Raw genomic sequence first — 20,309 nt, 5'->3', positions numbered from 1 at the left:
CTCAGGGCAGCGGAACGGACCAAGCCTGCGAAGTACCCTTGCCAGGCGTGCTGGTGACGCTGAATGACCCGTTGAGTTCTGCAGCCCTCCGGGCCATGTTCGCCAACCCATTACCGGATCCCACAGCCGTGAAACCACAGCCATCGTCTGTGAGCTCCGTGCTTAGCGTGCCATGAGCCACCCGAACTGACACGGAGATGGTGTTCGCATCGGAATGGCGGACAGCGTTACTGAGGCTCTCCGAGATTACCGCCAGGAGGTGCCCGATCGTGACATCGTCTTCTACGGAATCAACGGGGCCGATCAAGGTCAGATGCGGGGTGTATGCCAACGATTTTGCCCCGGCTTGAATCGTTTGGAAGATCCGACTGCTCAGGAGTTCGTGGTCGTGGGTACTTGTCCGCAGGGAGTAGATGGTGTTTCTGAGGTCGCGGATACTGGTATCGAGTTCCTCCGTTATGGCGTCGATCCGTTCAAGGGCTGAGCCGCCGGCGGTGTAGCGCCGCAGGCTCTGGATGCTCAGTCCCGCCGCAAAGAGGCGTTGGATGACGAGGTCGTGAAGGTCCCGCGCAATCCTGTCCCGGTCAGTGAAAACCACCAGCTGCTCCCGGAACCGATGTATCCGGTCCAGTGCCAAAGCCAGGGCTACATGTGAACCGAAGACCGGAGCCATATCAACAACGGTGGTGGAAAAGGACCCGGTGCCGGGTTTTCGAGCAAGAACCAGCAGCCCTTGATGAGTTCCTTGGGCACTGAGGTTTACGACAAGCAGTTCTCCCGGGCACTCATCGGCCGGATCGCCAAGGAGGTGCCAAGGATCCTCGCCTTTGATTGCTCCTTTGAGGGTGACGTCAAGGAAATCCGTGGAATCCAACGATAAAACGCGACTCTTCAGGGCCGCGCCCTTCCCGCCCGCTACCCCCTCCACGGTGTAGTCCTGGACGTGTTCAGCCGAAGGCTTCAGAACCACGGCAAGGTGGCATCCTGACTCCCGAAGGGCCGTGTCTGCAATGAGGTCAAGTGCGGCACTTTCTGGCTGTCCCTCCTCCAGCATCAGCCCCGTAATTTCCATACATGCTTCAAGCCATGACGTCCGGTGCCCCGCATCCTCGTAGAGCCGGGCGTTTTCGATCGCGACGGCGGCGGCTGCCGCCAATGCCACCGCGACATCCTCATCTTCCGGGGTGAAGTCCTCGCCGCCGTCCTTCTCTGTCAGGTACAGGTTGCCGAACACGACGTCCCGGATGCGGATTGGAACACCGAGGAAAGACTTCATCGGCGGGTGGTGCTGCGGGAAGCCGTAGGCCATCGGGTGTTCACGGAGGTCGTGGAGCCTTAAAGGTGAAGGCTCGGTAATGAGCAGTCCCAGAACCCCGTGTCCTGTGGGCAGAGGACCAATCCGGCTCGCCAAATCATCGTCGATGCCCACTGTGATGAAATGGCTGAGCGCCTTGTCCTCGCCGATAACACCCAACGCACCATAGCGTGCCTGCAAGAGATTGCATGCGGAAGTAACCACCCGCTCCAGCACAGATTCAAGGCTCAGGTCTTGGGCAACGGCCACGACGGCCTCGAGCAGGCCCCGCGTCCTCTCCTGGGCCTGCAGTAACTCGTCTGCCCTGGACGTGAAGTCCTTCAATAGGTCCTCCAGTTGGACCGCCGGAGCAACCGTGTGGTGTTCGCGTGGGAGATTGGGAGAGTCTTTCATCGCCGCCTTTCGGCGCCCGCCACCAGCGTGGTGCACGGCGTTACTGTTTGGCACTTTCGGTGTCAGCCTACTCCGGGCCCGTACGGCTAGCCATAACCGCAGGCAGAAGGGGTCTTTGGGCCCTGTCGCAGCAACCGAGGCAGGCTTAGGATCCTCGCATGAGGAACGAACCGTCAGCACCCGAGGCCGAGCACCTGGACACCAAGCAATGTTGGGAGCAACTCCGCAGCGTATCCGTGGGCCGCCTGGCAGTGTGGATGGGCGACCATCCCGATATCTTCCCCATCAACTACAAAGTTGACCACGGCACCTTGGTCTTCCGAACCGGTGAAGGAACCAAACTCCATGCTGCGCTTGGAACAACGCCGGTAGCGCTGGAAGCCGACGGTGTGGATACAGCCTCGGGAATTGCCTGGAGCGTGGTGGTAAAGGGGACGGCCGAAAGCATCCAGCTGACGCAGGAAGTACTGGACACTGTGGGACTGCTGCTCTTCCCCTGGCAAGCCGGGCGGAAGGATCACTTCGTCCGGATTATCCCAACCACGATGACGGGGAGGCGTTTCAAGGTGACACCGCCATTGACGTGGTGGAGCCCTTTGGACGACGCCACCCGTGCGGGTTTGGAATGACGGTGGCTCCTACAGGAATGGACCACACCATGAAGGCACTCGTCTATGAAGGACCAGGATCCACGTCCTGGAAGGACGTTCCTGATCCACACATCACCCACCCTACGGATGCGATTGTCCGCATTGACACGACCACCATCTGCGGGACGGACCTGCACATCCTCAAGGGCGACGTCCCAGCGGTACAGCCAGGACGGATCCTCGGGCATGAAGGCGTCGGTACCGTCACCGAGATAGGCACCTCGGTTAGTGGCCTGCGCGTTGGTGACCGGGTCATCATCTCGTGCATCAAGTCCTGCGGCCATTGCAGCAACTGCAGGAAGGGCTTGTTTTCCCATTGCCTTGGAGAAGAGGGCCAGGTGGGGACGGGGTGGATCTTCGGTCACCTCATCGACGGGACCCAAGCGGAATTCGTTCGCGTCCCGTACGCGGACAACTCGCTCCACAAGCTCCCACCCGGGGTAAGCGATGATCAGGCCGTTATGCTCTCCGATATCCTTCCCACAGCCTTCGAAATCGGTGTCCGCGATGGTCGCGTGGCCCCCGGTGACGTCATTGCCGTAGTTGGCGCCGGGCCCATCGGCTTGGCAGTGATGGCGACGGCAGGGCTTTATGGAGCCGCGACCATTATTGCCATTGACCCCAACGAGAGCCGCCTGGCCCGGGCGGCGGGATTTGGTGCGACGCACACCGTGAACCCGGGGAACCCCGAATGGATCAGTGAGGTCCTTGCCCTCACTGATGGTGCCGGGGTTGATGTTGCCCTGGAAGCCGTCGGGCTCCCGGAGACATTTGAGATGGCATTGCGCTTGGTGCGGCCAGGGGGAAATGTTGCAAACATTGGCGTTCACGGGAAGCCCGTCGAACTTCCGCTCCAAGATCTTTGGATCCGCAACATCAATATCAGCATGGGCTTGGTCAACACCAATACGACGCCGATGCTGCTTCGCCTTGTCGCCCAACAAAAGCTACCTGCTGGGAAGTTCGCAACCCATCATTTCGCGCTTGACCAGATCATGGACGCGTACGACACGTTCTCAGGGGCGGCCGAGACGGACGCGTTGAAGGTGGTCCTCAGCAGAACCCCGCATGATTAGCGCCACGGCACGGCAAGTAGCGAAGCTTGCGGTGCGCTTTCCTTTGGTAGCGTCCACCGTCCTGACAGGGGTCATCGTTGCGGGATTGGCCGTTGCGGGATATACCGCTGCGGCCCAGGTCACGGCCACCATCTATTCGCTCTCGCTGGCCCTATATCGTACGGTGGCTATGCTCCAAGGCCTCCTTCAGGGGCGGTGGGGCATTGACCTCCTGGCGGTAACGGCGATTGGTTCCACGGTCGCGGTTGGGGAATACGTGGCCTCAATGGTGATCGTCCTCATGCTGACCGGCGGTGAAGCGCTGGAGGACTTTGCGCAGGGCCGGGCTACAAGAGAGCTACGGGCGTTGTTGGAGCGTGCACCCCGGAGCGCCCATCGCGAGGGATCGGATGGCCAGGTGGTGGACGTTGATGTCGATCTCATCCGTCCTGGCGACCTCCTCTTGGTGAAGCCGGCAGAAACGGTCCCCGTCGATGGCAGGATGTTGTCCGACGTCGGGACTCTTGACGAGTCCGCGATCACAGGGGAAAGCCTGCCGGCGGAGCGAGCAAAGGGTGACCTGCTGCTCAGTGGCTCCCTGAACGGAGCCGACGCCATACGCATGGTGGCCACTGCCTCAACGGAGGAGTCCCAGTACAGCCAGATCGTCGCCTTGGTGCGGGAAGCCGCAGCGAGCCGCGCCCCCATGGTGCGCTTGGCTGACAGGTACGCGGTGCCGTTCACACTGGTTGCGTTTCTTCTTGCCGGTACGGCGTGGCTGCTTAGCCAGGATCCCGTACGCTTTGCCCAGGTGCTGGTGGTGGCGACACCCTGCCCTTTGTTGATAGCAGCACCTGTCGCATTTCTTGCCGGCGCCAGCCGCGCAGCCAAAGCCGGAATCATTATCAAGAACGCCGGTACGCTGGAGAAGCTCAGCCGGGTGAAGACGGCTGTGTTCGATAAGACCGGGACACTCACTAAGGGCAGGCCCGTACTGTCCGGGATACGGCTTGCTGCTGGAGGAACCCTGTCCGAGGACAGGCTGCTGCAGCTGGCGGCATCGGCCGAGCAATACTCCTCCCATGTCTTCGCGGCTTCTGTCATTGAAGCGGCTCGCGAGCGTGGCCTACCTCTGTTGCCGGCGTCCGGTGCCAGCGAACACGCCACCAATGGTGTCAGCGCCGCTGTGGGGCCGCAGACGGTTCTCGTAGGAAAGCCTGCGTTCGTCAGCGCAAATACGAACGGGTTCGAACGCACACCCTTGGACGGTGGGCAGCTCGCCGTGTACGTCGGTGTCGATGGGACATATGCCGGAAGCCTGATCATGAGCGATCCGCTGCGCACCAACGCCGTTGATACACTCGCCCTGCTCCGGAAGCTCGGTGTCGTGGAGACGATGCTGCTGACGGGCGACACCGCCAGTACTGCCCGCCACATTGCCGCTGTTGCCGGGATCGGCAACGTCTTGGCGGAATGCCTGCCGGCCGACAAAGTCGCTGCCGTTGCGTCCCTGCCGATGAGGCAAGTCATGATGGTGGGCGACGGCGTCAATGACGCACCCGTCCTGGCTGCGGCCGACGTCGGAGTCGCCATGGGCGCCAAAGGCGCCACCGCAGCCAGCGAGTCGGCTGACGTCGTCATCATGCTCGATGACCTGTCCAGGGTCGCGTCGGCTGTGGACATCGGGGAGTACACGCTGCGGATTGCCCGGCAGAGTATCTGGACCGGCATTCTGTTGAGCCTGGGCCTGATGGTCATGGCATCGTTCGGGGTGATCCCAGCTGTTGCCGGAGCACTGCTGCAGGAACTTGTAGACCTGGCCACGATTCTGAACGCGCTAAGGGCACTTGGACCAATGCAGCATTTCAAGCCCGCACAGCTGGAAACCGTCCAACGCGAGCGGATTCCGCGTCAGTAACGTTCCGGCTCATCCCCAAGTTCAAAGTAACGGCCCTGGATGCTTGTCGGAGTAATTTCGACGTAGGTGTACTTGCGGGTGGCAATCCATGGTTTGAGGGGCAGCTTGTCTGCCTCGTCGATTTCGGTTTGCGACTCAATAACCCTCGCCTTGCCCTTAAGAACTACGCTCCATGCCTCTGCATCTACAATCTCCTCCACTTCGAAGGCCACCTTCTCATTCACCGTCAGTTCGGCCAGCTTCGTTCCCGGGTTGGTTCTTAGGAGCAGCCGATGGTTGTGGGCGATGAAGTTCAGGGGATAGATGTCGGGCTCACCCAAAACGCTGACGGCCAGGCGACCATGCTGGTTGCGTTCGAGGACTTTCCATGAATCGTCCTCAGACAGGACGGTGCCGGGCCGCTCGTCATTTTCCATGATCGTTGTCTCCTGCAGTGGGGGCGGGACAGGCCCGAAGGTTCCTGCCATCTGATGTCGTGATCCTATGGCTGCGGTCGTGCCTGCCAACAGAGTCCAAGGTCCTGCGGCGACCTATCCACCGTGACCTTAGGCTCTGGCGCCATGATTCGTTGTGGGAGATGCTTGGGACCAGTCAAGGCCGGCTCTGAAGGGAGGGCCCATGGTTCAAGGCGTCTACGTTGCCTCGGCGCTACCGGGCTCGGGTAAATCGCTGGTGGCTTTGGGAGTGGTCGACGCCCTTCATCGGCACTCGGGTCGTCTGGGCTTCTACCGCCCGATTGTCAACACTACCGATACGCACCGGGATCCTGTGATCTTCATGCTTCGGCGGCTCTACGAACTGGACGCTGCGCGGTGCCGAAGTGGCGTGTCATTGCCCACGGCCATGGCAGATACGATCGCCGGCCGGAAGGACGAGCTCCTTTCCCTGATGCTCACGGAATATGCGCAGATTGCCAACAATTGCGATGTGGTTGTTGTTGATGGATCGGACCTTCGCGGAAACGCCACGGGCAGGGAGTTCGATCTGAATGCCAGGCTGGCGACCAACCTGGGGCTCCCTGTATTGGCTGTGGTCGGCGCCCGAGGTCTCACGTCGACGCAAACAACGGCGGCCGTGGAAGCAGCCATCAGGCAGTATGACTCTGCGCACTGCCCCCTGTTGGCCGTCGTGGTGAACCGTGCCGAACCAACGTCTGTGGACCAGCTGCATTCGGAACTACAGGCGGCAGTCCGGGCGATGGTGGGTCCCGTTCCCTGCTATGTGATACCCGAAGTCTCTGATATTTCGACCCCGACTGTGGCGGATGTTGTGGCTTCGCTCGGTCTCCACCGTATGTCCGGCAGTGCGGAGCTGGACCGGGATGTGCGCAGCATCAGGCTGGCGGGAATGAACGTGGACAACTTCTTGCGTGTGCTTGAAGCCGGCGATTTGATCATCGTTCCGGGTGACCGTGCAGACATCATCATGACCAGCATTGCGTCGGCGCTGTCGCCCGAGTTTCCCACTCCCGCGGCTGTTATTTTGGCAGACGGACTGTCCCCGGGTCCTCACGTCACATCCTTGTTGTCGCGTGCACCGTTTCCCGTTTTCGATGAAATGGCTGATAGTTACGTCGTGGCCCAAAAAGCCGCTGGCGTCCGCAGCGAAATCCACACTGGAGAGAACCGCAAAGTGGCAGCGGCACTGGGGGTGTGGGCAAGGTACATCGATGAACCCGAACTGCTGGCTCGCTTGGCGCTGCCTCGCCCGGCAATCATGACGCCGTTGCGTTTCCTCAATGAATTGATCGAACGGGCGAGGAAGCAAAAGAGGCGCATCATCCTTGCCGAGGGGAGCGACGTCCGGGTACTTCGTGCCGCAGAGATTCTTCGACGCCGCGACGTCTGCGACGTAACGCTTCTGGGAAATGTGGCCGCGATCCAGGAGCTCTCCGCCGCGCACGGAATCGACGTCGGGGGAGTACGGGTAGTGGATCCTGCAACCTCACCTCTCCGTGAGCGCTACGCCGCCGAGTATGTGCGGCTGCGGGCCCACAAAGGCATGCTTATGGAGCGCGCCAGGGAAATCATGGTTGACGGAGCCTACTTCGGCACGATGATGGTGCAGCTTGGTGATGCAGATGGACTGGTTTCGGGAGCCGCGCACACCACAGCCAACACCATCCGCCCGGCCCTGGAATTCGTTAAGAGCCGGGATGCCGATGGGCTGGTGTCCTCCGTTTTTTTCATGTTGTTCCCCGACCGGATATTGGTTTACGGGGACTGCGCAGTCGTCCCAGATCCAACGGACTCTCAGCTGGCAGCCATCGCCGTCGCCTCCGCAGCCACTGCTGTTCGGTTCGGCGTCGAACCAAGGGTAGCCATGCTCTCCTACTCGACGGGAGGATCAGGATCCGGGACTGCTGTGGAAAAGGTGCGTCGTGCCACGGAATTGGTGAGGAAGGCACGTCCTGACCTTCCTGTGGACGGACCTATCCAATACGACGCGGCGGTGAATGAGGCCATCGCCAGTTCCAAGCTGCCTGCATCCGCAGTGGCCGGAAAGGCGACCGTGTTCATCTTTCCCGACCTCAACACAGGCAACAACACCTATAAGGCTGTTGAACAGTCGTCGGGCGCTATCGCCGTCGGGCCTATCCTTCAAGGCCTGCGCAAGCCGATCAATGATCTTTCCAGGGGATCAACTGTGGAAGACATCATCAACACGGTTGCGATCACGGCAATCCAGGCCCAGAGCCCTGACTAGCTACCGTCCTCCGTTGTGACGACCATAACCGGGCAATGCGAGTGGGCTGCGCAGACCCTGCTGACGGATCCTATGGGCTGGCTGAGGAACCCGCCAGCGCCGCGCCTGCCGACGACGAGCAGCTGCGCGTCACGGCTTTCTTCCACCAGTACCTTGGCAGGTTCCCCGAACTTGACCGTAACGGTAAGCTCCTCTGGGCGGGATGCTCCAAAGGCACGCTCCAACGCTTCGTCGGCCAATCGCCTGGCGGTATCTTCGAGCTGTGAGGTGAAGCGGGTCAATTCGGGCTCAAAGCGGGACGCCATAAAGTAGTCGGACATGCCAACACACGTGACGACGTCGATCGGCGCGTCGAAAACGGCCGCCAGGCGTCCCGCCATCTTCAGGGTATTGGAAGAGAACTCCGAGCCATCCACGCCAACGACGATTCGATGCGACCGTGATTGTGCATTCATGGAACCAGCTTGCCGTTGCGCCGGCAGCCGCGATAGGGCCGAAGGACATGCATCTCTCAGGATTCTTCAAGCGTCGTGGCCTGCCGTTGACGCAGGCGTTTGTACAGCCAATCGACGCCAAGGACGCCCGGGATGGCAAGGAACGCAACCAGCCATCCCACGGCATTCGGGGGTGCTTGTCCCAGCAGTTCGGCCACAGGCCGGACGAACACGAACACGGCCAAGGCGACCAGTTCAGCGGCAACTGCCCAGAGCAGAAGGCGGTTGGTTAGCCAACCTTGTTTCCACGGGGGAGCTGTTGCACTGCGACACGCAAAAGCGGTTGCAAGTTGTCCCAGTACGACGGCGGCAAAGGCGCCCCCTGAAGCGGACATCAGCACGCCCGGATCCAATGGTTCACCCCGTGCCCAGCCGCTTCCGAAGAGGATCGTCGAAAACGCAGCCATGGCGAACAGGGCTTCCGTGGGTCCCATGACGGCAAATACCCTGAACATGAGCCGGCGGTCCAGGAGGTGCCGCTTCTCGGGCGGGCGGTTCAGGACCCGTTTGCCGGGTGGCTCTGCGCCAAGGGCGAGGGCAGGCAGCAGGTCTGTTCCTATGTCGAGGGCCAAAATCTGGAGAACGCCAAGCGCGAGCGGGAATTGGCCGCCGGACAGGGCCCAGATGACGAAAGGAGCCAACTCAGCCACGTTGTCCGTGAGATGGTAGGTCAGGAATCTGTGGATATTCGAGTAGGTTGCCCTGCCCTGTTCGATGGCGGCAACGATGGTGGCGAAGTGGTCATCCAGGAGCACGAGGTCGGCCGCCTCACGGGCGACGTCCGTGCCGCTGAGACCCATTGCCACTCCGATGTCGGCCTGGCGCAGTGCAGGACCGTCGTTCACACCGTCGCCGGTCATCGCCACCACATGGCCGCGCATCTGCAGCGCCTTCGCCACCCGGAGCTTTTGTTCCGGAGAGACCCTGCTGACCACAATTCCATCGCGATCCAGGAGCGCTCCGAGGATCTGCTCGTCCTCGGGAAGCTCGGAGCCTTGGACAACGAGGTTGTCCGGACCCATCAGGCCTACCTCCCTGGCGATTGCACCGGCTGTTGAGGGATGGTCGCCAGTAATCATGGCAATCCGGATTCCAGCTCCCCGGGCAGCCTTGAGCACACTTTGGACGTCAGGTCGTGGTGGGTCATGCAGGCCAATAAGACCCAGTATTTGAAGGTTCTGTTCAGTGTCCTCTGCTGAACGATGTAACCAGTCTGTGGCCATCCCCGGTAATTCCCGCTGTGCTACTGCGATCACACGCAGGCCCCGTGACGCCATGGCCTCCAACGCCTGTGTGAAGCTCGTTGCGGGATCTCCGCACAAAGGAAGAACCGATTCCGGCGCACCTTTCATGCAGAGCGTTGTCCCTGAAATCACGGACTCCCGCCGCCTGTCAGCGTCAAAGGCAAAACGGCGGTTCACGGCGCCGGATTCCCTCCCGCCACCGCTCAGGCGGCGGGCGAGGGCATCGATGGYCGCTTCCATGGGATCCCCCTGCGCTGCCCATTCATCGCCTTGAAGAACGGCCCGTCCTTGGGAAGCGCTGCGTGCGGCCAAAGCAACGCCGAGCGCTGCATCCTTTGCCTCCCCTTCGATGCGGGCATCAGGTCCATAGCCCTCTCCTGCGATTGTCACCGTACCGGCTGTTGTAAAAACCTCGACGGCGTTCATCCGGTTTTGGGTCAAGGTGCCTGTCTTGTCCGTGCAGATGAAGGTGGTGGAACCGAGCGTTTCGACGGCCTCAAGATTGCGCACCAGGGCATGGCGGTCAGCCATGCGCTGTRCTCCCATCGCCAGCGAAAGCGTTACCGTCGGCAAGAGCCCCTCCGGGATGAGGGCGACTGCAACGCCGATCGCGAAAAGAAATGCGTCACGCCAGACGATCCCCACCAACAGGGAGACAATGAAGAACAATCCGGCGACCGTCAATGCCACCAAGGCGACAAGCCGGACTATCCTCCGCAGTTCCAGCGTCAATGGCGTTGGCGGGGACTTTGTGCCACTCGTGAGGGCAGCGATAGCGGCCAGTTTCGTGTTCCCTCCCGTGGCGACCACCAGGCCTTCCGCTTCGCCGTTGACCAGGAACGTTCCACCCCAGGCTGTGTCCTTGGTGGTCTTAGGCACGGCAACGCTTTCACCGGTCAGCATGGATTCGTCCACCGTGCATCCGGAGGCAGAAATGAATCGAATGTCCGCGGGCAGCTTGTCCCCAGCTGCGAGGATTACCACGTCCCCAGGGACAAGTTCACTGGCGTGGACGCTTTGGATCTTGCCGTCACGACGGACGGTCACTTCGGCCGGGAGGAGTCCTTGCAGGCGCTCCGCTGCATGCTGGGCACGTTCCTGCTGGATGTGGGCAAAAACCCCGTTGACGATGACGACAATAACGATAGCCACACATAGCTGCGGCAATCCGCCGATGTAGGCGAGCACCGCCGCAGCCCAGAGCATCAGTGCAAAGAAGTGCGTTAGCTCGCCCAGCAACTTTCGCCACTGGGAGACCTTCTTTGCTCTTGGCAGGACGTTCGGTCCCACGGTTTCCAACAACTTTGCGGCGGCATGGGAACTGAGGCCTTCAGTGCCAGCCGTCTCGGACAGCGGGGCAGGAGGTTGGTTCCCAAGGGACATCGTTACTCCAATGCGGGATGCCTGTTCGATGAAAGGCTCCACCCTGGACCTGGTTGCGTCTAGGGCCAAAGGGCATGGTCACGACAGGACCTTTTGCCCTACACCCGTTTGGCAGGACGCGTTAGGCTCGCGCCATGGAGAACACATCGATGGACCAGGACACCAAAGAGCTCAGCGTTCACGACTGCTGGAAGTATCTTCAGTCCACATCCACCTGCAGGATTGCACTCATCAACGGAAACGTTCCGGAGATCTTTCCGGTGAACTACATTCCCAATTTCGGGACGATCCTGTTCAGGACAGGGCAAGGGACCAAACACAAAGCCCTTCGTGAAGGGACACCGCTTGCCTTGGAGGCTGATGGATTTAATCGTTATGGAACCATCGCGTGGAGTGTCATCATCAAGGGTCATCCAGAGTTCGTAACCCACCCCGAGGAAATTCAGGAAGCCGTAAATGCAGGGTTGTCGCCATGGCAGCCGGGTGCAAAGGACATTCTGGTCAGGGTCACTCCCACGGAAATCAGTGGTCGGCGGTTTGTGATCACGCCGCCGTCGAAATGGTGGCCGCCCCTGGACCCGTCGGCTGCCGTGGACGACACGACGGACGGGGACTCCTCAAAACGGAACGACGACGAAAACGGCTAATTGCCATGCCGCGTGTTTGGCTCGGGCCGGGTCAGGATTGTGGGGCACTGGACATTCAGGAGAACATGCTGCGCCACAGATCCCAAAAGCACGCGCAGTCCGCCACGACCCCTGCATCCCATCACCAGGACCTGGGCTTCCTTTGCAGCAGCGACGAGTGCATCCCCTGGACGGTGGTCCAAGTCCAACTTCTCCCGGACGTTCAGGGCCGGGTAACGTTCTTTGACCCACCGGACAGAGTCGCCCATAACGTCCCTATCCTTGGGCGCCAGGGCCCCTGGACCTGATGCATGAACAATCACCACCTCTTCCCTTAGGCGTGAGGCTTCAGTAGCTGCCATGTCCAAGGCGCACAGCGAATCTGGGGAGCCGTCTACTCCGACCACCACTCCAGAACGTTTCCCTGCAGTAATGTCCGGGACCACAGCGACAGGCGCTTTGCTGGTGACTGCGATCTGGAAACTGACCGAGCCGTACCCCTGCCCTTCGGTACCTGGGCCGCGATCCGTTCCAACCACCACCATCTCCGCTTCCGAGGACAGGGAGGCAATCGTTTCCGCGGGTTCGCCGGAGAATTGTGTGGATTTGATCTCCATCGAGGGAAAGACCCCGGCAAGTCGCGCTGCTTCGCTCTTGAGGAGGTCGTTGGCACGCTCCATCGCCAAGGTACGGTCACCCGGCAGTGGGAATGCCCAATCCGGGGGAACGATGTGGATGAGATTGAGTACCAGACCGAGGGAATCTGCACGGGCGACAGCCCAGTCTGCGACACGGCTGCCCGCCCTGGAACCATCAAGGGCTGCCAGAATCTGCTTTTTCACGTACAGACGTCCCTTCGGTTCATTCCGATAGTGATCGTCTCCACTATCGGCGTGGCGGACCGTCGTGGCAAGGGTCCGAAGCCCCTCCCGCTGATCGGCAGAGTGCGTTAGGGTCCTCAGCAGAGAGTGCTTGACCTTTCACCGAAGATCGACGGGAAGGACATGAGGTGCACGTTCTTGTGCTGAACCCCGGCTCGTCGTCACTGAAGTACCACTTGAGGGACACCACGGTCCCGACCGGAAACAACAGCATCCTGGCTTCCGGACAAGTCAACTGGCCGCCGGATCACCGTTTCGATGCCGCCCGCCTCCACGGCGTTTTTGACGAAATCGTTATGGCTGTGGCCAACAGCCTGGATTCAGGTACTCCGGATTCAGTCGGGCATCGTGTGGTTCACGGCGGCGACCGCTTCAGCACCCCTGCACTTGTCACGCCAGACGTTGTAAGGGTTATTGAAGGGCTCAGCCCGCTGGCGCCGCTTCACAATCCTGCCAGCGCCGCGTGCATGAACACTGCGCAAGAGCGTTGGCCGGGCGTTCCACAGGTGGCCGTCTTCGACACCGCTTTCCACCGGTCCATACCGGAGTTCGCCGCCCGCTATGCCGTTCCGGAAGACAGCTATGTGGAACACCCCATCAGGCGCTTCGGATTTCATGGCATATCCGTGGGGATGGCCTGCCGTGACACTGCGTCCTACCTCGGGGTGGACGGTTCCGCGTTGAATGCGATTGTGGCGCATATCGGAAACGGGGCCTCAGTCACTGCCGTGAGGGGAGGTCAGAGCGTTGACACCTCCATGGGAATGACACCGCTGGAGGGACTCGTCATGGGAACCCGCTCCGGTGATCTGGACCCTTCCATCATCCTGTTGATGCAACGTGCGGGAGCGTCGGCCGACGACGTCGATGAGGTGCTCAACCACAGATCAGGCCTCCGGGCATTGGCCGGGACCGCGGACATGCGTGAGGTCTGCGCGGCTGCAACTAGGGGAGAACCCAAGGCGATTCTCGCCCTCGAAACGGCTGCCTATCGTTTGGCCAAGTACGTAGCGGCGTACTCCATGGTGGTTCAAAAGCCCGACGCTTTGGTATTCACAGGTGGGGTGGGCGAGAACTCCGATGTGTTCAGGTCGCAGGTCCTCTCGTGGCTGGCCCCCTTGGGATTGCGCATCGCGGAGGACAGGAATTCGACCCCAGTGGAAGGCATCCGTGGAGTCAGCTCCGATGACTCGTCATTTCCTGTGCTGGTGGTGCCCAGCGACGAGGAACGGGCGATAGCTGAAGCAACTTCATCACTCCTCGGTAGACATAGCTAGGAAGGAACGCGGCATGACGCAACGCACTCAAGACAGCCACCCAGGTTCGCGGGCGGAAAGCGAAGACTTCGAACTGCTCAACAAGTACTGGGCAGCGGCGAACTACCTGACTGTTGCACAGATCTATCTCCAGGAAAATCCGCTGCTCCGCGAGCCATTGCAAGCCCAGCACATCAAGCCCAGACTTCTGGGCCATTGGGGGACCAGTCCCGGGTTGTCTCTCATTTACGCCCACCTGAATCGCCTCATCCGTCGCACGAGTGCGGAAGTCCTCTTGGTGACGGGCCCCGGTCACGGAGGCCCCGCCGTCGTCGCCAACACATATCTCGAAGGCAGCTATTCCGAGGTCTATCCCGCTGTTGGCAGGGATCTTGCAGGGCTGAGACGACTGGTCAGGCAGTTTTCGACGCCGGGCGGGATCGCGAGCCATGTCGGCCCGGCCACGCCAGGTTCCATTCACGAAGGCGGTGAATTGGGGTATTCGCTGATGCATGCCACAGGTGCGGCAATGGACAACCCCGGCCTGATCGTTGCGTGTGTGGTGGGGGACGGGGAGGCAGAAACCGGGCCATTGGAGGGTTCCTGGAAGGCGCCGTCGTTTCTTAATCCGCTGAGCGACGGCGCTGTGCTTCCGATTCTCCACCTCAACGGCTACAAGATCTCGGGGCCTACTGTCTTGGGACGGCGCTCGAACCTGGAGGTGGCGTCGTTGCTCGAAGCGCATGGCTGGGAGCCTGTGATCGTCGATGGGGATGATCCTGGTCTTGTCCATCCAGCATTGGCATCAGCCATGGACTCGGCCTATGCAGCCATCCGGGCGATACAGTCACATGCCCGCCAGGAAGGCGTTACGGGGCCGGCCCGATGGCCAGCGATTATCCTGCGGACACCCAAAGGCTGGACGGGGCCGGCCACCGTTGATGGGGTCCCCGTCGAAGGTACTTTCCGTTCACATCAGGTCCCTCTTGCCGGAGTGCGGGAAAAGCCGGAGCACCTGGCACAACTGGAAACCTGGATGCGCTCCTACCGGCCCGAGGAACTGTTCGACGCCGATGGCCGGCTTGTCGCCGAACTGTCGGCGCTGGCTCCCGACTTCGATCTGCGCATGGGAGCGCTGCCGGCCAGCCGCGGCGTGGGTGGCACGGATCTCGTGGTTCCGCCGATCGAAAAGTACGCTGTGGAGACCCTTCCCCGAGGCCAAAAAATGTACCAAAGCACAAAGCCGCTGGGGGAGATGCTTCGGGACATCTATATTGACACTGCCGAGGATCCCAAATTCCGGCTTTTCTGTCCGGACGAAACCAACAGCAACAGGCTCGGTGCCGTCTTTGAAGCCACGGACCGTTGCCTTCTGGAGCCGGATGCCAGTGTGGCTGCCCCACCTGGCGGCGACCATGTTTCCGCTAATGGACGCGTCATAGAAGTCCTCTCCGAACATCTCTGCCAAGGATGGCTGGAAGGATACGTCCTTACTGGCAGGTACGGCTTGTTCGCGAGCTACGAGGCGTTTGCAATGGTGAGTGCGTCCATGACAGTCCAGCACGCCAAATGGCTCCAACATTCGCGGGACCTGGAGTGGCGGCAGCCTGTGCCGAGCCTGAATATCCTCCTGACCTCTACCTGCTGGCGGAACGACCACAACGGTTTCAGCCATCAGGGTCCGGGACTCATCGACACGGTCTTGTCGCTGTCCGGCACTGTCATACGAGTCTACCTTCCACCGGATGCCAACACCCTGCTGGTCACAGCGGAACACATGCTCAAAAGCAAGAACTATGTGAACCTTGCTGTCATCGACAAGCAGGACCACCCGCAGTATTTGACCCTCGACGAGGCCAGGAAGCACGCCGCCGTCGGTGCATCCGTATGGGACTGGGCGGGGAACGAAGTGTCCCTGGGGTCTTCGAAGGACGTTGCGAAACCCGACATCATCCTGGCCTGTGCGGGGGATGTTCCGACCCAGGAGACCCTGGCAGCGGCATGGCTGCTCCGGCGCCATGTTCCCGATCTGACTGTCAGGGTGGTCAACGTCATGGACGCCATGGTCCTACCGCCTCCGGACACGCATCCGCATGGGCTTTCCAGTGAGAAATTTGAAGAGATCTTTACTGGTGACGTGGATGTGGTGATGGCATGGCACGGGTATGCACGGGCCCTCCATCAGCTCCTGCATGGTCGCCCGCTGCCTGAGAGGTTCCACGTCCGCGGATACAACGAGCAGGGTACTACGACCACACCGTTTGACATGGTGGTCCTGAACAAAGTCAGCCGCTATCACCTCGTCATGGAATCACTTCGCCGTTCCCGCGGACATTTCGCGGGTGCAGAAGAACTCCTGGAACACTGCCGCAACCAGCTCGACGCCCACGCTGCACATATACGCGAACACTTCGAGGACCTCCCTGAAATCCGCGACTGGGTATGGACGGAGCCGGATTCCTAAAGGAGCTCGATCTCCTCGTGCCGAATGTCCGAATGCAGGGCAGCAGACCCTACGCTGGGTTCATGAGTGAGAGACCGGCTACCTGGCATAGGCAGCATAAAGCAGGTTTGAGCCGGGGCGAGCGCGCAGCGGATATCCTTCGGAATGGCATGGGTAGTTGGATTTTCGTATCGCTGTTCGTTGCATTTATGGCTGCTTGGGCTGCTATCAACACATTTGTCTTTACGTCACATGCATGGGATCCATATCCATTCATCCTTCTGAACCTCTTCCTGTCCATGCTGGCTGGGCTTCAGGGCGCAATATTGCTGATAGCTGCAAAGCGGCAAGACGCCATCGCAGCAGCTATGGCCTTGCATGACTATGAAACGGACGTGCAGGCAAAAACCGAGATCGATCGGCTGATGGCAATCAACAGCCAACAACTGGAACTTCTTGAGGAACTGAGGGCCCTGTTGTTGCGGCCCAGAACGTCGGGAGGCGACGGCGACTGGGAGCCGGGGCAAGCCGCGGAAGAGTAATCTCAATGGCCCCAGCAAGTTGCCGGTATCTCTAGCCGTACCCCACGTTTAGTGTTGGAGGGTGGAAGTACAGGGAGAACTTAAGACTGCTCAAGAGGCCGCCAATGATCCTCGTATCCTGGTTTTCGGGCGTTTGCTTGGTGCTGCTAACCGGCTGGAGTATTTGCTTGGTCGATCCTTGGAGCAGGAGGCGGGGGTCAGTCACTCACTGTTCGAACTCCTTCTCTTAGTGGGCCGTGCTGGTGACACGGGAATGCCTGTGCGCGATATTGCGCAAGCCAGGGTGCTGACCTCGGGTGGTGCTACCCGGCTGGTTCAGCGGGCATCGGCGCAGGGTTTGATCGAGCGCAGGGGTTCCATGGATGATCGTCGCGTCCAGCTGATCCACCTCACCCCTCATGGAGAGCAAGTCCTCCTTCGGGCCGCTGCCCTGCATGCCCGAAACGTGGAACGCTATGTCATCGATCCGTTGCCTGTTGATCAGGCAGAGGTCTTTGCGACAGCTATCCGGACGCTGAGTAAGAACGCCGCGAAAGAACTGCCGACCATGCCGTGATCACCGGTCGGTGCGCGGGAGGGGAATAGCTGACTAGTCAGCTTTGTTACTGGCTATGGGTGGTACCAAGCCGCCTGCCTGGACGTTCCGTGCTGTACACGAGAAGGAGCACCACCCATGTCGCTTAACTTCGAAGTCTTCGATCTGGACTTTCCCGCCGGTTCACCCAATAAGTCAGCCACTCTGGTCACAGGTCCCACCGGAGCGTTGCTTATTGATGCCGGCTTCACCCGGGCAGACGGACACCGGTTGGTGGCCGCCATTCTCGACTCCGGGAAGGTCCTGACCACGGTCTTTGTAAGCCACGCCGACCCGGATTTCTATTTCGGCCTGGAAGCTATCGCTGAGGCGTTTCCCCATGCGGCCATCGTCGCCACTCCGATCGTGATCGAGCACATCCGCGACTCCTTCGAAGGCAAGCTCAAGGCGTGGGCCACGCTGGGAGCGAACCTGCCAACGCGATTGGTCCCGATCACCCCGCTCGTCGGTGATTTCCTTGAGCTGGATGGTTACAGATTCGACGTCAGGGGAGGTTCGACCCTGCTGCCGGACCGGCATTATCTGTGGAACGCCGATTACCAGGCCGTCGTTGGTGGGGTCCTGGTGTTCCAGCAGGAACATGTCTGGACCGCCGATACCGCGACGCCGGAACAGCGGGCTGCCTGGATCGACATGCTCGATGAGATGCAATCGCTGGAGCCTCAGTTGGTCGTCGCCGGACACCGGCTCCCTGGGACCGCAAACGATGCGAGCGGCATTGATTTCACCCGCAAGTATCTGCAGGACTTCGAGCGCATTCTCGACAGTTCCCCCGATGGTGCTTCGGCAACAGCGGCGCTCGTTGAAAGCTATCCGGAATCGGGAATGCTGATCGCGGCACAAATTGGACCCAAGGTGGCCAAAGGTGAGATGACGTGGGGCTGAACGAGACGATGGACCCTGGGACGTCCATGGCGCCGCGTGACGTTGTCCGCCGGCAGTACATTGCCTCAGCGGCCGGTGACCTCGAGGCGCTTCGTGCCACGATGGCGCCCGATGTCGAATGGACTGAAATGGCGGGGTTTCCCCTTGCGGGAACCTATCGCACACCGCAGGGTGTCACGTCCAACGTCATGGAAGTACTCGGACGCGACTGGGACGGTTGGACCGCTCACGATGACAACTACGTCGTCGATGGTGAGAACGTCGTCGTCCTCGCACGATACACAGCAACGCACCGTAAAACCGGGCGGAAGCTCAATGTCCGGGTAGCGCACCACTTCATTGTCCGCGGGGGTCTCATCGTGCGCTTCGAGCAGTTCGTCGACACCGCGAAAGTCGCCGAAGCCGCCAGCGGCGAGGGGGACAATTGACGATTGCGACCGGCAACCGACTAGTCCAGCGGGTCGCCGTCTTCCTTCTACCAGAACAGGCCGTATTGGTCGATGGCGTTGCCATATTAGCCGATGTCGCCCGCTATCCCGAGCCAGGTCACGTTTGATTCATGTCACTTCGTGACGCGCGGATCGACTCCATATTGGGCCGGAACGCCAAGATGTTCGCGCAGGGTTGTGCCGTTATATTCCCGGTGGAATAGCCCGCGATCCTGGAGGATTGGCACGACGCCATCGACGAAGGCGTCAATCCCGTCCTCGTATATGTCCGGCGACACCCAGAAGCCGTCCACAGCTTCTGCTTCGAACCATTTCTGCATGTGGTCAGCGGCTTCGGCGGCCGGTCCGACGACGACGGGGTGGTAGTCGATCACACCGTGCGCGAGCACATCGCGGATCGTCCAGCCTTCACTCGCGATCCTAAGTGCATTAGCCGAGCGAGGGTCGCCCGCTGATGGCCGCGCCTTGGACAGTTGCTCCTGCGATAGTGGCTCGTCTGGCTGGGCCGGATCGAGGCCCAGGCCGAGTATCTGTCCAAGATAGGACGCGCGCTGAGGAAAGATTCGCCCACTCAGCGTAATTCTTCGATCGAGACCTTCGCGCTTGTCTCTGGTGATCGTCGTCATCAGGCCGGCAAAGAACTTGAGCTCGCCCGGATCCCGCCCGGCGAGTTGGGCCGCTTCACGAAACGCGGCGCGCTGCGCACGCGCATCGTTGATAGTGAAAGCTGCGCCGATGACGCCACTGGCGTAACGACCGGCGAGTTCGAGGGCGTTCGCACTGCCTCCCGCGTGGAAGACAACAGGCTGACCCTGCTCGGATGGAGGGATGTACAGCGGACCACGCGAGGCGACGAAATTGCCACCCATATTGATGGGTGCGATCTGGTCGGCGTCCGCGAAGCGGCCCGTTGCCTTATCGTGCATCCACGCTGTCTTTCCCCAGCTGCCCCAAAGAGACTGTACTAACTGGATCGTCTCATGCGCCCTCCCGTAGCGTTCCGGGCTTGATAGCACTCTTTGGCCATAATTTGCCGCGACATCTTGTCCGCTCGAGGTGACGGCATTCCAACCCGTCCGCCCATGACTCATGACATCCAGCGCCTTGAACTGTCGGGCGAGGTTGAACGGCTCGTTGAACGTCGTCGAGCCGGTGGCGACAAGGCCAATCCGGCTGGTTTCGCGGGCTACAGCTGCCAACGTCACCATGACGTCGAGATTGAAGTGGGGCGGCTCGTTCTCGATATCGCCGACGTGTGTGGGGCCATCCGGTAGGAACAGGAAGTGGAGCTTCCCGCGCTCGGCCGCCTGGGCATGGCGAACCTTCGCGTCAAAACTCGTATAGCTCTTGGGGTCTACTGCCGGGGCGCGCCAGGCCCCAGGCAGGTTGCCGTATCCGTTGCCCAGATGCATGCCGACAATCATTTGTCTGGTCATGATCTCCTCTTTCTGTGCGCAGATTGGGGTCGCCGACG

General features: G+C 60.7%; 17 protein-coding genes. 11 read left to right on the top strand and 6 right to left on the bottom strand.

Annotated features, from left to right (window positions below):
- Position 1: 1 nt before the first annotated feature.
- Positions 2-1,708, bottom strand: coding sequence for a GAF domain-containing sensor histidine kinase (locus tag AB4Y87_RS17100; protein WP_442005504.1), 1,707 nt, complete (start codon positions 1,706-1,708; stop codon positions 2-4).
- A gap of 158 nt (positions 1,709-1,866) precedes the next feature.
- Between AB4Y87_RS17100 and AB4Y87_RS17095 the strand changes: the two genes are divergently transcribed.
- The 3 genes from AB4Y87_RS17095 to AB4Y87_RS17085 are packed head-to-tail and all read left to right on the top strand — an operon-like array spanning position 1,867 to position 5,331.
- Positions 1,867-2,337 (top strand): pyridoxamine 5'-phosphate oxidase family protein, encoded by a 471-nt coding sequence (locus AB4Y87_RS17095; RefSeq protein WP_442005503.1) that lies wholly within the window; start codon positions 1,867-1,869, stop codon positions 2,335-2,337.
- A 29-nt stretch (positions 2,338-2,366) separates the two neighbouring features.
- Positions 2,367-3,434 (top strand): zinc-dependent alcohol dehydrogenase family protein, encoded by a 1,068-nt coding sequence (locus AB4Y87_RS17090; protein WP_442005502.1) that lies wholly within the window; start codon positions 2,367-2,369, stop codon positions 3,432-3,434.
- The gene (locus AB4Y87_RS17085) at positions 3,427-5,331 is read left to right on the top strand and encodes a heavy metal translocating P-type ATPase (protein WP_442005501.1); all 1,905 of its coding nucleotides are present in this window, start codon (positions 3,427-3,429) and stop codon (positions 5,329-5,331) included. Before AB4Y87_RS17090 ends, AB4Y87_RS17085 begins: the two co-directional genes overlap by 8 nt.
- Here AB4Y87_RS17085 and AB4Y87_RS17080 read toward each other — a convergent pair.
- Positions 5,325-5,747, bottom strand: a complete 423-nt coding sequence (locus tag AB4Y87_RS17080; RefSeq protein WP_442005500.1) for a pyridoxamine 5'-phosphate oxidase family protein — start codon at positions 5,745-5,747, stop codon at positions 5,325-5,327. The two genes, AB4Y87_RS17085 and AB4Y87_RS17080, sit on opposite strands and share 7 nt — an antisense overlap.
- A gap of 202 nt (positions 5,748-5,949) precedes the next feature.
- Here AB4Y87_RS17080 and pta point away from each other — a divergent pair, with 202 nt between their 5' ends.
- The gene (gene pta, locus AB4Y87_RS17075; RefSeq protein ID WP_442005499.1) at positions 5,950-8,037 is read left to right on the top strand and encodes a phosphate acetyltransferase; all 2,088 of its coding nucleotides are present in this window, start codon (positions 5,950-5,952) and stop codon (positions 8,035-8,037) included.
- Here the strand turns inward: pta and AB4Y87_RS17070 are convergent.
- Both AB4Y87_RS17070 and AB4Y87_RS17065 read right to left on the bottom strand, forming a co-directional pair.
- The gene (locus AB4Y87_RS17070) at positions 8,034-8,492 is read right to left on the bottom strand and encodes a universal stress protein (RefSeq protein ID WP_442005498.1); all 459 of its coding nucleotides are present in this window, start codon (positions 8,490-8,492) and stop codon (positions 8,034-8,036) included. The two genes, pta and AB4Y87_RS17070, sit on opposite strands and share 4 nt — an antisense overlap.
- 56 nt (positions 8,493-8,548) lie before the next feature.
- Positions 8,549-11,158 carry a cation-translocating P-type ATPase gene (locus AB4Y87_RS17065; protein ID WP_442005497.1) on the bottom strand — a complete coding sequence of 870 codons (2,610 nt, stop codon included), beginning with the start codon at positions 11,156-11,158 and terminating at the stop codon, positions 8,549-8,551.
- A gap of 134 nt (positions 11,159-11,292) precedes the next feature.
- Between AB4Y87_RS17065 and AB4Y87_RS17060 the strand changes: the two genes are divergently transcribed.
- Positions 11,293-11,805 carry a pyridoxamine 5'-phosphate oxidase family protein gene (locus AB4Y87_RS17060; protein WP_442005496.1) on the top strand — a complete coding sequence of 171 codons (513 nt, stop codon included), beginning with the start codon at positions 11,293-11,295 and terminating at the stop codon, positions 11,803-11,805.
- Here AB4Y87_RS17060 and AB4Y87_RS17055 read toward each other — a convergent pair.
- Positions 11,802-12,626 carry a universal stress protein gene (locus tag AB4Y87_RS17055; protein ID WP_442005495.1) on the bottom strand — a complete coding sequence of 275 codons (825 nt, stop codon included), beginning with the start codon at positions 12,624-12,626 and terminating at the stop codon, positions 11,802-11,804. The two genes, AB4Y87_RS17060 and AB4Y87_RS17055, sit on opposite strands and share 4 nt — an antisense overlap.
- A 167-nt stretch (positions 12,627-12,793) precedes the next feature.
- Between AB4Y87_RS17055 and AB4Y87_RS17050 the strand changes: the two genes are divergently transcribed.
- The 6 genes from AB4Y87_RS17050 to AB4Y87_RS17025 all read left to right on the top strand — a co-directional run bounded on the left by AB4Y87_RS17050 (position 12,794) and on the right by AB4Y87_RS17025 (position 18,814).
- Positions 12,794-13,942: an acetate/propionate family kinase gene (locus AB4Y87_RS17050; protein WP_442005494.1), complete on the top strand. Its 1,149-nt coding sequence runs from the start codon at positions 12,794-12,796 to the stop codon at positions 13,940-13,942.
- Positions 13,943-13,955: 13 nt separating this feature from the next.
- Positions 13,956-16,385: a phosphoketolase family protein gene (locus AB4Y87_RS17045; RefSeq protein ID WP_442005493.1), complete on the top strand. Its 2,430-nt coding sequence runs from the start codon at positions 13,956-13,958 to the stop codon at positions 16,383-16,385.
- A gap of 62 nt (positions 16,386-16,447) precedes the next feature.
- On the top strand, positions 16,448-16,906 hold the full coding sequence (locus AB4Y87_RS17040; protein ID WP_442005492.1) for a DUF1003 domain-containing protein: 459 nt from the start codon (positions 16,448-16,450) through the stop codon (positions 16,904-16,906).
- Between the two features lie 61 nt (positions 16,907-16,967).
- Complete coding sequence (locus AB4Y87_RS17035) at positions 16,968-17,462, top strand: MarR family winged helix-turn-helix transcriptional regulator (RefSeq protein ID WP_442005491.1); 495 nt, start codon at positions 16,968-16,970, stop codon at positions 17,460-17,462.
- Between the two features lie 117 nt (positions 17,463-17,579).
- Entirely contained in the window at positions 17,580-18,386 is an 807-nt protein-coding gene (locus AB4Y87_RS17030; protein ID WP_442005490.1) for an MBL fold metallo-hydrolase, read from the top strand.
- The gene (locus AB4Y87_RS17025) at positions 18,377-18,814 is read left to right on the top strand and encodes a nuclear transport factor 2 family protein (RefSeq protein ID WP_442005489.1); all 438 of its coding nucleotides are present in this window, start codon (positions 18,377-18,379) and stop codon (positions 18,812-18,814) included. The genes AB4Y87_RS17030 and AB4Y87_RS17025 overlap by 10 nt, the downstream gene beginning before the upstream one ends.
- A gap of 134 nt (positions 18,815-18,948) precedes the next feature.
- Here the strand turns inward: AB4Y87_RS17025 and AB4Y87_RS17020 are convergent, their stop codons facing one another.
- Positions 18,949-20,271, bottom strand: a complete 1,323-nt coding sequence (locus AB4Y87_RS17020; RefSeq protein ID WP_442005488.1) for an NtaA/DmoA family FMN-dependent monooxygenase — start codon at positions 20,269-20,271, stop codon at positions 18,949-18,951.
- Positions 20,272-20,309 lie beyond the last annotated feature (38 nt).

Source organism: Paenarthrobacter sp. RAF54_2, from assembly GCF_052113945.1.
GTDB lineage: Bacteria > Actinomycetota > Actinomycetes > Actinomycetales > Micrococcaceae > Arthrobacter.
The sequence above is the reverse complement of the archived record's forward strand: the minus strand, read 5'-3'. Positions and strand labels throughout refer to the sequence as shown.